At 70.8% G+C, this 11,307-nt stretch carries 11 protein-coding genes; 6 read left to right on the top strand and 5 right to left on the bottom strand.

Features of this window, described 5'->3' with window-relative positions:
• Window positions 1-3 precede the first annotated feature (3 nt).
• Window positions 4-933, top strand: a complete 930-nt coding sequence (locus tag CCR97_RS01495; protein WP_244670201.1) for an MBL fold metallo-hydrolase — start codon at window positions 4-6, stop codon at window positions 931-933.
• Between the two features lie 244 nt (window positions 934-1,177).
• On the top strand, window positions 1,178-2,236 hold the full coding sequence (argC, locus tag CCR97_RS01490) for an N-acetyl-gamma-glutamyl-phosphate reductase (RefSeq protein WP_111360489.1): 1,059 nt from the start codon (window positions 1,178-1,180) through the stop codon (window positions 2,234-2,236).
• A 213-nt stretch (window positions 2,237-2,449) separates the two neighbouring features.
• Here the strand turns inward: argC and CCR97_RS01485 are convergent, their stop codons facing one another.
• The 4 genes from CCR97_RS01485 to CCR97_RS01470 all read right to left on the bottom strand — a co-directional run bounded on the left by CCR97_RS01485 (window position 2,450) and on the right by CCR97_RS01470 (window position 6,563).
• On the bottom strand, window positions 2,450-2,854 hold the full coding sequence (locus CCR97_RS01485; RefSeq protein WP_146618809.1) for a hypothetical protein: 405 nt from the start codon (window positions 2,852-2,854) through the stop codon (window positions 2,450-2,452).
• Window positions 2,855-3,142: 288 nt separating this feature from the next.
• Entirely contained in the window at window positions 3,143-4,426 is a 1,284-nt protein-coding gene (locus CCR97_RS01480) for an SAM-dependent methyltransferase (RefSeq protein ID WP_111358415.1), read from the bottom strand.
• A 32-nt stretch (window positions 4,427-4,458) separates the two neighbouring features.
• A complete protein-coding gene (locus CCR97_RS01475; protein ID WP_111358416.1) occupies window positions 4,459-5,262 on the bottom strand; it encodes a DUF1365 domain-containing protein in 804 nt (267 codons plus the stop codon).
• Complete coding sequence (locus CCR97_RS01470; RefSeq protein WP_244670200.1) at window positions 5,259-6,563, bottom strand: NAD(P)/FAD-dependent oxidoreductase; 1,305 nt, start codon at window positions 6,561-6,563, stop codon at window positions 5,259-5,261. The genes CCR97_RS01475 and CCR97_RS01470 overlap by 4 nt, the downstream gene beginning before the upstream one ends.
• Before the next feature lie 365 nt (window positions 6,564-6,928).
• On the opposite strand from CCR97_RS01470, the gene CCR97_RS01465 reads away from it, so the two are divergent.
• The 4 genes from CCR97_RS01465 (at window position 6,929) to CCR97_RS01450 (ending at window position 10,381) form a co-directional block, all read left to right on the top strand.
• Entirely contained in the window at window positions 6,929-7,501 is a 573-nt protein-coding gene (locus tag CCR97_RS01465) for a sigma-70 family RNA polymerase sigma factor (protein WP_111358418.1), read from the top strand.
• Complete coding sequence (locus tag CCR97_RS01460) at window positions 7,498-8,241, top strand: ChrR family anti-sigma-E factor (RefSeq protein ID WP_111358419.1); 744 nt, start codon at window positions 7,498-7,500, stop codon at window positions 8,239-8,241. The genes CCR97_RS01465 and CCR97_RS01460 overlap by 4 nt, the downstream gene beginning before the upstream one ends.
• A 261-nt stretch (window positions 8,242-8,502) precedes the next feature.
• Window positions 8,503-9,327, top strand: a complete 825-nt coding sequence (locus tag CCR97_RS01455; protein ID WP_111358420.1) for a DUF1295 domain-containing protein — start codon at window positions 8,503-8,505, stop codon at window positions 9,325-9,327.
• Window positions 9,328-9,355: 28 nt separating this feature from the next.
• Window positions 9,356-10,381: an SAM-dependent methyltransferase gene (locus CCR97_RS01450; RefSeq protein WP_111358421.1), complete on the top strand. Its 1,026-nt coding sequence runs from the start codon at window positions 9,356-9,358 to the stop codon at window positions 10,379-10,381.
• 393 nt (window positions 10,382-10,774) lie between these two features.
• On the opposite strand, the gene CCR97_RS01445 is transcribed toward CCR97_RS01450, so the two are convergent.
• Window positions 10,775-11,188 carry a DUF2177 family protein gene (locus tag CCR97_RS01445; RefSeq protein ID WP_111358422.1) on the bottom strand — a complete coding sequence of 138 codons (414 nt, stop codon included), beginning with the start codon at window positions 11,186-11,188 and terminating at the stop codon, window positions 10,775-10,777.
• Window positions 11,189-11,307 lie beyond the last annotated feature (119 nt).

Below are 11,307 nucleotides of genomic sequence, written 5' to 3'. Positions count from 1 at the left end.
CCGATGGCGGCGGCGCCGGCGCTCGCCGACACGCCGGCGGCGGCCGGGCCGGCCGCCGGGTTCTACCGCTACAAGCTCGGGAGCCTCGAGGTGACCGTGGTGCCGGACGGCGCGCGGAGCTTCCCGATGCCGGACGGCTTCGTGAAGAACACCGGCAAGGACCAGATCGACGCGGCGCTCCAGGCCGCCTACATGACGCCCGGCCAGATGACGATCGTGTTCAACCCGCTCGCCGTCCGCACCGGCGGCCGGCTGGTGCTGATCGATCCGGGCAACGGCCCGGCGGCGTTCGAGCAGTCGAAGGGCGCGGTCGGCCAGTATTCGCGCAATCTCGCCGCGGCCGGCATCGCGCCGGAGACCGTCGACGCCGTGGTCATCTCCCACTTCCACGGCGACCACATCAACGGGCTGCTGACCGCCGACGGCAAGCCGCTCTACCCGAAGGCCGAGATTCTGGTGCCGGAGGCCGAGTGGGCGTTCTGGATGAACGACGCCAACATGGCCAAGGCGCCGGCCGGCAGCGGCGTCGAGACCAACTTCAAGAACGCCCGCCGGGTGCTCGGCGCCTTCGGCGACAAGGTCACCCGCTATCCGCACGACAAGGAGGTGGTGACCGGCATCACGCCGATCGCGACGCCGGGTCATACGCCGGGCCACACGTCCTTCGTGCTCGCCTCCGGCGACCGCAAGGTCCTGGTGCAGTCGGACGTGACCAACCACCCGGCGCTGTTCCTGCGCAATCCCGGCTGGCACGTGATGTTCGACATGGACGCCGCCCAGGCGGAGGCGACCCGGCGCCGCGTCTACGACATGGCGGCGGCCGAGAAGATGCAGGTGCAGGGCTTCCACTTCCCGTTCCCGGCGACCGGCTTCGTCGAGAAGGACGGGACCGGCTACCGGCTGGTGCCGGTCGCCTGGAACCCGTCGCTCTGAGTTTTCCTCCGGTCATTCCGGGGCGCGGACCGTCAGGTCCGCGAGCCCGGAATCCAGATCCCCTGCGTTGGTGAGTGACGAAAGACCGGGCGTGGGTCCCGGGCTCGCGGCTTTGCCGCGCCCCGGGACGACGGAGGCCCCACCATGCACGGCCGCCCCGCGTTCCGCGGGGTCTTTCCGCTGACCCCGCGAGGGGCTATGTGTCCGCCGCACTGGAAACTACCGGACCGCGGAAGGACAGGTCATGGCGGACAAGGCGAATATCGGCATTCTCGGCGCCTCGGGCTACACCGGCTCGGAGCTGCTGCGCCTGCTGCTGCGCCACCCGCGTGTCGACATCGCGCTGCTGACCGCCGACCGCCGCGCCGGCCAGGCGATGCGGGACGTGTTCCCGCAGTTCTCGCCCTATGCGCTGCCCCGGCTCGTCGCGATCGACGAGATCGACTGGCCGAGCGCCGGCCTCGACCTCGTGTTCTGCGCGCTCCCGCACGGGACGACCCAGACCGTCATCGCGACGCTGCTCGAGAAGGCGCCGCGCACCAAGGTGGTCGATCTGTCGGCCGACTTCCGGCTCTCGGACCCGGAGGCCTATGCGCGCTGGTACGGCCACGCCCACCAGGCGGAGGCGCTGCAGCGCGAGGCCGTCTATGGCCTCGTCGAGGTCTACCGGGACAAGATCAAGGGTGCGCGCCTCGTCGCCAATCCGGGCTGCTACACGAGCTGCGCGCAGCTCCCGCTGGTCCCACTGATCCGGGCCGGCGCGATCGACACCGACGAGATCGTCATCGACGCCAAGTCGGGCATGACCGGCGCCGGCCGGGCCGCCAAGGAGGCGATGCTGTTCTCCGAGGTGTCGGAGGGCTTCAACGCCTATGGCGTGGGGCATCACCGGCATATGGCCGAGCTCGACCAGGAGTTCTCCAAGGCCGCGGGGCGCAACGTCGTGCCGACCTTCACGCCGCATCTGGTGCCGATGAACCGCGGGATTCTTTCGACCATCTATGTCCGCGGCACCGACGGGAAGGGACCGGAGGAGCTCTACGCGATCCTTGCCGACGCCTACCGGGACGAGCCCTTCGTGCACGTGCTGCCGTTCGGCGAGATGCCGCACACGCGCCACGTGCGCGGCTCCAACATGACGTTCCTCGGGGTCGCCAAGGACCGCCGCCCGGGGCGCGCCATCGTCGGCGCGGCGCTCGACAACCTGGTCAAGGGCGCGTCGGGTCAGGCCGTGCAGAACATGAACCTGATGCTCGGCTTCCCCGAGGCGTTGGGGATCGATCAGATCGCGCTGTTCCCGTGAGCTGACGCTCGGACGTACGAGCCGGTCATTCCGGGGCGCGGGCCGCAGGCCCGCGAGCCCGGAATCCATAGCCCCGGTGTTGGTTGTCAATCGACAGACAGGGGATATGGGTCCCGGGCTCGCGCCTTCGGCACGCCCCGGGACGACGAGCGCCGCGGCTCGCGCCCGCCTTCGGCGTGCCCGGAATGGCGGCGACGATGTCGGGTCGCGTCCTCACGCCGCGCATTCGGCCGCCGCCGGGGCGGCGATCTCGGCCCACAGGCGATCGAACTCGTCGCGCAGCAGCGCCTCGAAGGGGGTCGGGCCGGCCAGCAGGTGCAGCTCCAGGCGCCGTCGCGCGAGCCGCCAGCGGTGCGGGCTCGTGCCCTCGTCGCCGGCCGCCCAGCCGGAAAAGTCCTGGCGCCCGACGGCGTCGAGCAGGCGCTCCGCCGCCCAGGCGTGCTCGGCCGCGAAGAAGGCCTCGCGCGCGGTCGTGACCAGCCCGGCCGCACATTCGACCACGGTCCGGCTGGCGAGAACGTTGCGTCGCGCGAGCCTGACGGCGCACGGCTCGCGACGGTTGTCGTTGTCGGCGCGGCGGCGGAACGCCGCGTCCAAGGAGGCACGCAATGGGCGCAAGGCACTTCATCCCTGTCGAAAGACGGGCCGTCGGGTGGACGATCCACCACGCGGCACCGCTCGAGGGCCGCTCGCGCCGCCGGGCGATGAGCCCGCCGCCGGAGCGCCGTCACGGTGACGGTTATAGCCCGGGAGCCCTTACGAGACCGCTGTGCCGGTCTTCGCAATTCACCGGAACGGAATGATCGCTGCGTTCACCAATTCGGGTGGTTCCCGTGGACCGTCACGGTCCGGCCACGCTGCCGCCCCGGCCGGTACTGCCGCTGAAGAGCGATTCTCGGGCGGCCCTCACGCCTCTTTCGGCTTGACGAAGGCGAACAGGCCGACGTCGATGACGCCGAGGCGGAAGCCGGTCTCGCAATAGGCGAGGTAGTACTCCCACATGCGCCGGAATCTGCGGTCGAAGCCGAGCGGCTCGATCGCCGGCCAGGCGGCGACGAAGCGGTGCCGCCATTCGGCGAGCGTATGGGCGTAGCTCTGGCCGAAGGCGTGCTCGGCCGCGGGCACGAGCCCGGCGCGGCGCGCGTGCTCGATCATCATGGCGCGGGTCGGCAGCATGCCGCCCGGAAAGATGTAGCGTTGGATGAAGTCCGGGTTGCGCCGGTAGCTGTCGAACCGGCTCGCCTCGATGGTGATCGCCTGGATCACGGCGCTGCCGCCCGCCTTCAGCCGGCCGAACAGCGTCTCGAAATAGACCGGCCAGTACTTCTCGCCGACCGCCTCGATCATCTCGATCGAGACGATGCGGTCGAAGCTGCCGTCGGCGTCGCGATAGTCCTGCAGCCGCAGGTCGCAGGCGTCGGCGTGCCCGGCCTCGGCGAGGCGGCGCTGCGCGAAGGCGAGCTGCTCCGACGACAGCGTCAGCCCGGTGACGCGGCAGCCGGCGGCCGCGATGCGCTCGGCGAGCGCGCCCCAGCCGCAGCCGATCTCCAGCACCCGCTCGCCGCCCGCGAGCCCGAGCATCGACACGATGCGGTCGAGCTTCGCGCGCTGCGCATCCTCCAGCGACTGCTCGGCGCGCGACCCGTCGGCGTCGTCGTAGATCGCCGACGAGTAGGTCATGCTGCGGTCGAGCCAGGCGGCGTAGAAGGCGTTGCCGAGATCGTAATGGGCCGCGATGTTGCGGCGGCTGCCGCGCCTGGTGTTGGCGCGGTTCTTGTGACGCAGCCGGTCGAGCAGGCGCTCGGTGCGCAGCCCCGCATAGACGTCGGCGAGGCCGGTGTCGTTCTCGGAGAACATCGTCAGCAAAGCGGGGAGGTCGGGCGTCGACCAGTCGCCGTCCATGTAGGATTCGGCGAAGCCGAGATCGCCGCGCCACAGCACCCGCCACAGCGGGCGCCAGCGATGCAGGATCCAGGTCGCGGCGGTGCCGGGCCGGCGGCCGCGATGCTCGATGCGCTCGCCGCTCGGCAGCTGCACCGTGAGGCTTCCGATGTCGAGCCGGCGCAGCACCCGGGCGAGGAGAAGATGGGCGAGCGACCGGCGCGGCCGCAGCGCGGCGACTGCGGGCGCCGCGGTCTCGACGCCGGCGTCGCAAACGCTGCCGGCGTCGCAAGGAGAGACGTGACTCATGCTCCACTCCGCACGATCGAGCTCCGAAAGGATCAGGCCCGGACGATGGTGACCGGGCGGGCCGGCGCGGCCACGTGGGGTCGCAGTCCGACGCCCTTGCGCCACAGCTTGAGGGCTTCCCAGTGGATCGCCGCGATCACCTTCAAGGTGACCAGCGGATGCGCCAGGAACGTCTTCAGCAACGCCCCGTCGGACAGCGCGCGGCGCCGGGCCGTGAGGGCGGCGACGATCATGGGCTCGCCCGCCTGGACCCCGCGGATCGCGACGCCGACCGTGTCGGCCGGCGGCGACACCCGGAACTCGTAGCGCAGGTCCATGTCCATGAACGGCGAGACGTAGAACAGCTTGTCGCACTCCTGGCGAACCGCGCCGCCGGCATCGGGTTCCGTCGGGATCAGATAGGTGTGCCGCTCGCCGAACGTGTTGGTGACCTCGTACAGCACGGCGGCGAGCATGCCGTCCGCGCGCCGGCAGAAATAGACGCTGAGCGGATTGAACACGTAGCCGAGCACCCGCGGCATCGTGAGGATCTGCACCGAGCCGTCGGGAATGGCGATGCCGGCCTCGGCCAGCATGCGGTCGATCTGCGCGCGCAGCGGCTCGATTGCGGCTGCGCCGGCGCCGTGATCGGCGTCGCTGAACGTGAACAGGTTCAACCGGTCGCGCGAGAAGAAGCGCAGACGTGCGCCGAGATCGTCGATCTCGGCGAGATCGAGCAGCATCCAGAAGCAGCGGTAGCGCAGCGCATGGGCCCGAGGCTTCAGGCGGCGATGGACCACGGCCCCGGTGTAGAGCGCGGAGCGCGACGCGGATGTATCGGTGCAGGCGTCGGTCATGCCGGGAGCGTCGGCTGCGGGACGCGCACGCGCGTCCGGTCGAGCGGGATGCGGCCGCTCTCGTTCGGCACGGTCCACGGCCGGCGCACGCCGCCGATCGCCTCGGCGACGGCGAGCCCGGCCTGCAGGCCGTCCTCGTGGAAGCCGGCGCCGAAATGGGCGCCGCAGTACCAGGTGTTGCCGGTGCCCTGCAGCGACCAGAGCTGGCGCTGGGCCGCACAGGCGGCGAGGTCGAACAGCGGGTGCTCGTAGATCTCGGTCTGGATCAGGGTGCCGGGGCGGGGCGGGCGCGGCGGGTTCAACGTCACGAACAGCGGCGTCTCGGCCGGGAGATGCTGCAGCGTGTTCATCCAGTAGGTGACGGTGACGCGAGGCTTGTCGTCGGGACCGGTGCGGGTTCCGATGACGTTCCAGCTCGACCAGGCGGCGCGCCGCTTCGGCATCAGGCTGTCGTCCGTGTGGAGAACAGCGACGTTGCGAGTGTAGCGGAAGGCGCCGAGCAGCGCACGCTCGTCGAGCGTCGGGTCGGCCAGCATGCCGAGCGCCTGGTCGGCATGGGTGGCGATCACCACATGGTCGAAGCTCTCGGTCGCGCCGGTGTCGTCCGTCACGGTGACGCCGCTGCCGGTGCGCGTGATCGCGGCGACGCCGCGGTCGAGCCGGATCTTGTCGCGGAAGCCGCGGGTGAGGCGCTCGACATATGTCGCGCTGCCGCCGGCCACGGTGCGCCACACCGGGCGGTCGACGAACTTCAGCAGGCCGTGGTTCTCGTGGAAGCGGATGAACGCGGCGGCCGGGTATTCCAGCATCTCCTGCGGGGCCGCCGACCAGATGGCGCCCGCCATCGGCAGCAGATGGTCGTCCCGGAAGGCGCGCGAGTAGCCCTCGCGCTTGAGGTAGTCGCCGAGCGTGACGTGAACCTCGTCGAGCCCGCCGACGTCGCCCGGAGCGCGACGATAGAACCGCACCAGCCCGGCCAGCATCGACCAGAAGCGCGGGCGAAGCAGATTACGCTTCTGGGCGAGCAGCGCCGCGAAGCTGCCGCCGCCGTATTCCAGCGCGCCCTCGTCGAGCGACACGGCGAGCGACATGTCGGTCGGCAGCGTCGGCACGTCGAGATGGCGGAACAGGGCGGTGAGGTTGGGATAGGTCGTCTCGTTATAGACGATAAAGCCGGTGTCGACGGGCACGCCGCCGTGCTTGGGCGGGGTCCTCACCGTGTTCGAATGGCCGCCGATCCGGTCGGCCCGCTCGTAGACGGTGACGTCATGGGCCTGCGACAGCAGCCAGGCCGCCGCCATGCCGGAAATGCCGGTGCCGACCACCGCGATCTTCGACCGCGGCCCGTTCGGGCCCGGCCCGTCCACCCCCGGCCCGTGCAGTCCCGGCCCGTGACCGTCGCTCATCCTCGCCCCCCTGAGACCGGCCCGCGGCGTCCGCACCCGGCTGCTTCGGACCGACTACGTGTCGCCGATGGCATTGGATCACCGCCCGGATCCCGCCGCCACTTCCGGCACGGAGGGCGACTGATCCAAGTCCCGGCAGGCGCCGTAGAGGGGGCATGCTTGTTCGAACCGCCGTTCCCGTTCAGACTCTCCCGGTCGGTGCCGTCGCGGCGCTGGTCGATTGCGGCCGGCCGCCGCGGCGGGTCCGAGGGGGGGAGGGCATGGCGACCATCGAGGGAGCGAAGGAGGGCGTGCGGGACCACGACCGGCTGATCGAGGCGATCGCGGCGCGCGGGGACCGCGAGGCCTTCAAGACATTGTTCGCGCACTACGCCCCGCGCGTGAAGGCGTTCCTGATGCGGTCCGGCACCCCGGCCGATCTGGCCGAGGAGCTCGCCCAGGAGACGCTGGTCACGGTGTGGCGCAAAGCGGCGCTGTTCGATGCGTCGAAGGCCGGTGCCTCGGCCTGGATCTTCGCCATCGCCCGCAACCTGCGCATCGATGCGGCGCGCCGGCAGCGGCGCGAAGCGCTGCACGCCATGGCCGAGGACCCGGAGCCGGAGCTCAGCCCGCCGCCCGACCACGACGTCGAGGCGGGCGAGCGCCAGCAGCGGGTGCGGGCCGCGCTCGACCATCTGCCGGGCGAGCAGCGCCGCATCGTGGAGTTGTCATTCTTCGAGGGACGGGCGCACGGCGACATCGCCGGGCTGCTCGACATCCCGCTCGGAACCGTCAAGTCGCGTCTGCGTCTCGCCATGAACCGGATGCGCGTTCTCCTAGGTGATCTGACATGACCGTGGCCCATCATCCCACCGAGGAGACGCTCGCCGCGTTCGCGGCCGGCACCCTCGACGAAGGCCGAATGCTGGTGGTGGCGGCGCATCTCGCCGCCTGTCCCGACTGCCGCAGAACCGTCCGCATGCTGGAGGCGACCGGCGGGCTGATGCTCGACGACCTCGCCCCCGCCGAGATGGCCTCCGACGGTTTTTTGCGCGCCATGGCCGAGATCGACGCGCCTGCTTTTCCGTCTCCCCGCGTGCGGGGAGACGGTGGCTCGACGCGAAGCGTCGAGTCGGGTGAGGGGGCGTTTCCGCACCGTCGAGGCGCGGCCATCGACCTCTCTCGGTCGGCCGGGCGAGCCGACCTGATCCCCGGCCTGCTGCCTGAGCACCAGGCGATGCTGGCGCCCTACGAGATGGGGCCGTGGAAGTGGATCGGACCGGGCGTATCGTGGCGCCAGATCGCCGCGCCGACCCTCCCGGGCGGCCGGGTGTTCCTCCTGAAGGCCGCCGGCGGCACGCTGCTGCCCGACCACACCCACACCGGCACCGAGCTGACCTGCGTCCTCACCGGCGCGTTCCGCCACGAGCATGGCCGCTACGGGCCGGGCGACATCGACGAGGCCGACGACGAGGTCGACCACACGCCGGTGGTCGAGGCGGGCAGCGACTGCATCTGCCTCGTCGCCATGCAGGGCCGGCTCAAGCTCAACGGCCTGCTGGGCCGCGTGCTGCAGCCGTTCGTGCGGCTCTGAGAGCGGTCGTTCCGGGATGCGCGCGTGAGCGCGTAGCGTTCGCGATGAGACGCCTTCGGGTCCGGGTCTTAGTGTCACCGTCACCCTGAGGTGGCAGCGGGTCCCTCGCGTAAGCGCGGGACCTGCTGCCCTCGAAGGGCGACGGCCCGGGCCGCATCCTTCGAGGCCCGGCACACTCGGGCCGCGCAAAGCGCGGACCCGGGTGCCGGGCACCTCAGGATGACGGGTTTTACTCAAGCTCGTTTTCCGATCGGAATTGCCATGTTCCTTCTCCTCCAGCTTCTCGTCGCCCTGGTGATCGCCGCCGTCGTCTTCTCGATGGTGATGTCGGTCGCGACCGTGGTCGAGCGCCGCACCGGCAATGCCGGCTGGGTCGACACCATCTGGACGTTCGGGCTCGGCGCCGTCTGCGCCGGCGCGGCGCTGGCGCCGCTCGGGTTCGACGGCTGGCCGGCGGCCCGCCAGCTCCTCGTCGCCGTGCTGGTCGCCGCCTGGTCGGTCCGGCTCGGCAGCCACATCGCGGCGCGCGCGAGGAAGAGCGGCGACGATCCGCGCTACGCGGCGCTGCGCCAGCAATGGGGCCGCCACGCCGAGCGCAAGATGGCGATCTTCCTGCAGATGCAGGCGCTCGTCTCGATCCCGATGATCGCGACCGCGCTGCTCGCCGCGCACCGGCCGGCGCCGGGCCTGGGCCTCCAGGATCTCGTCGGCCTCGCGCTGGTGGTCGCCGGTATCGCCGGCGAGGCGATCTCGGACCGTCAGCTGCGCGCCTTCCGCGAGACCAAGGCCGAGAAGGGCCGGATCTGCGACGACGGCCTGTGGGGCTGGTCGCGTCACCCGAACTACTTCTTCGAGTGGCTCACCTGGGTCGGCCTCGCCGTGATCGCGCTCGACGTCTCCGGTGAATACTGGATCGGCTGGCTGGCGCTCGGCGGCCCCGCCTGCATGTACTGGCTGCTCGTCCATGTCTCCGGCATCCCGCCGCTGGAGGAGCACATGGAGGCGCGCCACCGCGACGCCTTCCGGGCCTACAAGGCGCGCGTCAGCGCGTTCTTTCCCCTGCCGCCGAAATCATCGACGGCGTGAGGCGCCGTCTCGACAAGGAGCACCCCCGATGAGCCTGATCGCCACCGCCATCGGCGGCGCCGAGCGCCTGCCGATCCCCGATGCGCTCACCCGCGCCGGCATCTCCTTTCTGGTCGGCCGCACCCGGCAGGCGCTGGGCGACGTAGATCCGGCGCTGGAGCGCCGCTTCGCTGCCGACATGGACGCGCATCCGATCGCCGTCCACACCAGCGAGGCGAACGCCCAGCACTACGAGGTGCCGGCGGCGTTCTTCGCCCATGTGCTCGGACCGCGGCGGAAGTACTCGTGCTGTCTCTACGGCGACGGTGCCGAGACGCTGGCGCAGGCCGAGGAGCGGGCGCTTGCCGAGACGATGGCGCACGCCGGTCTGGCCGACGGCCAGCGCATCCTCGAGCTCGGCTGCGGCTGGGGCTCGCTGTCGCTGGCGATGGCCGAGCGCTTCCCCAACGCGCGCATCACGGCGGTGTCGAACTCGCGCTCGCAGCGCGCCTACATCGAAGGCGAGGCCCTGCGCCGCGGCTTCGGCAACCTCACCGTCGTCACGGCCGACATGAACGCCTTCGCGACGACCCAGACGTTCGATCGCGTCGTGTCGGTCGAGATGTTCGAGCACATGTCGAACTGGCAGGCGCTGCTCGGTCGGGTCCGCTCGTGGCTCGCGCCGGATGGACGGCTGTTCCTGCACGTGTTCAGCCACAGGAGCGCGCCCTACCGGTTCGACCATCGCGACAAGACCGACTGGATCGCCCAGCACTTCTTCACCGGCGGCATCATGCCGAGCCACGGGCTGATCCGCGCCTTCGAGTCGTTCGACGTCGAAGCGGAGTGGCGGTGGAGCGGCACGCATTACGCCCGAACGGCCGAGGACTGGCTGAAAAACTTCGACCAGAACCGCGCCGCGATCGATCCGATCCTGCGCGACGTCTACGGCGCCGACGCCGGCCTGTGGGCGCGCCGCTGGCGGCTGTTCTTCCTCGCCACCGCCGGCCTGTTCGGCCATGCCGACGGCACGGAGTGGGGCGTCAGCCACTATCGGCTGAAGCCCGCGAGCTGAGAGACGATCAGCCGCGTCTCCCGAACAAGGCGCGTCGGGCCGGAGGCCTGACGCGCCGCAGAGCCGGGACCCAGGGGCCGCACGGCAACGACCGAAGCTGATCGCACCTGGGTCCCGGTTCGCGACGCGTGGCGTCGCGCCCGGGACACGAGCTTGTCCGCAGGGCGGATCAGAGCGAACAGGTCATGTCTGGAGGTGGGAAGGGCCCGCGAGGGTCACGGCCCCAGCCTCGTCTCGCCTGCAGCGGCAAATACGACAAGGCCGGGGCCGTGAACACGACCGGGATGGCTGACCACCGGTCGTGTGTCGAAGACGGATCGACAGCGCGGCGAACGGGCGGCGCGATCCGTGCGGGCCGGGGAGCCGCGACGTCGCCCCCGACTTAAGCGTGGCTCACGACGCGAACCAGTGACGCGACGCCGCAGCAGCGCCGTAGCCGGCCGCGGCGGCGATGCCGGTCAGCACCGCGCCCCAGACGATGTCGGCGAGCGTGAGTTGCAGCGTCCAGTTGCGCAGCGTGGCATAGTTCGTGAGATCGTAGGTCGCGTAGGCGAGCGCCCCGAACAGGGCGCCCCAGCCGATCGCCGGCAGGATGCTCTCCTCGCGCAGCGCCGGCGCCACCGCGAAGGCGAGCACGCCGATCGGATAGATCAGATAGAACACGATCGCCGGCGCGAAGCGTGGCGACTCCAGAAGAATGTCGCCGAGGGTCGGGCGATAGAGCAGGGGCCCCATCTTGGACAGCCAGACGAAATCGACGGCGACGAAGGCGACCAGAACGGCCACGTAGGCGATGGCGTAGGGCAATGGATTCGGTCCTGCACTGAACGAAGTACCGGCATTACGTCGCCGTTCCGCCGCCGGATCACCGCGTCGCCGACGATCGGCCGAAGAAGTCGCGGAGGCGACGGGCGACTTCTTGGGGG

It is taken from the genome of Rhodoplanes elegans (assembly GCF_016653355.1).
In the GTDB taxonomy this organism is placed as follows: domain Bacteria; phylum Pseudomonadota; class Alphaproteobacteria; order Rhizobiales; family Xanthobacteraceae; genus Rhodoplanes; species Rhodoplanes elegans.
Note: the sequence above shows the minus strand (reverse complement) of the source record. Positions and strands in the feature narration are given on the sequence as shown.

Coding starts and splice junctions, on each gene's coding strand:
- CCR97_RS01495 (WP_244670201.1), top strand. CDS start 4: ATGGCGGCGGCGCCGGCGCTCGCCGACACGCCGGCGGCGGCCGGGCCG.
- argC (WP_111360489.1), top strand. CDS start 1,178: ATGGCGGACAAGGCGAATATCGGCATTCTCGGCGCCTCGGGCTACACC.
- CCR97_RS01480 (WP_111358415.1), bottom strand. CDS start 4,426: ATGAGTCACGTCTCTCCTTGCGACGCCGGCAGCGTTTGCGACGCCGGC.
- CCR97_RS01475 (WP_111358416.1), bottom strand. CDS start 5,262: ATGACCGACGCCTGCACCGATACATCCGCGTCGCGCTCCGCGCTCTAC.
- CCR97_RS01470 (WP_244670200.1), bottom strand. CDS start 6,563: ATGGCGGCGGCCTGGCTGCTGTCGCAGGCCCATGACGTCACCGTCTAC.
- CCR97_RS01465 (WP_111358418.1), top strand. CDS start 6,929: ATGGCGACCATCGAGGGAGCGAAGGAGGGCGTGCGGGACCACGACCGG.
- CCR97_RS01460 (WP_111358419.1), top strand. CDS start 7,498: ATGACCGTGGCCCATCATCCCACCGAGGAGACGCTCGCCGCGTTCGCG.
- CCR97_RS01455 (WP_111358420.1), top strand. CDS start 8,503: ATGTTCCTTCTCCTCCAGCTTCTCGTCGCCCTGGTGATCGCCGCCGTC.
- CCR97_RS01450 (WP_111358421.1), top strand. CDS start 9,356: ATGAGCCTGATCGCCACCGCCATCGGCGGCGCCGAGCGCCTGCCGATC.